Below are 340 nucleotides of genomic sequence, written 5' to 3'. Positions count from 1 at the left end.
GTTAAAATAATATCCAAACGCCTCTGCTACAGCCTCTTCCCGATTAAGCTTGTCAATAAACGAATTCACTGAATCACGCCGGAGCGCCATCGTTCTTGCATCTCCAATTCCATGAATAACCGTACAAGCTGATTTAATCAGCCTTAGGATGTCCTTAACAGAAGGTTCTAATACAAGAGATGAGTAAGCTTCCTCACTTATTTGGTCTGGAACATGCAACAAGCGATATTGTGCCCCTGCTCGACTCGCAAGTTCTGCACTAATCGTATTCACTTGATTCTCCACCTGCTCGCCAAGCCCGCCACGTGCCGGAACAAAAACAACTTCCCTAGTTTTCGCA

At 45.3% G+C, this 340-nt stretch carries 1 protein-coding gene; it reads right to left on the bottom strand.

What is annotated here, in order from left to right; translation table 11 throughout:
* Positions 1–340: sugar-binding domain-containing protein (locus KH400_RS23180; protein ID WP_217228652.1), on the bottom strand; the 340-nt coding region annotated here is incomplete at both ends.

Origin of the sequence: Desertibacillus haloalkaliphilus (assembly GCF_019039105.1) — a bacterium.
GTDB lineage: Bacteria > Bacillota > Bacilli > Bacillales > KJ1-10-99 > Desertibacillus > Desertibacillus haloalkaliphilus.
Note: the sequence above shows the minus strand (reverse complement) of the source record. Positions and strands in the feature narration are given on the sequence as shown.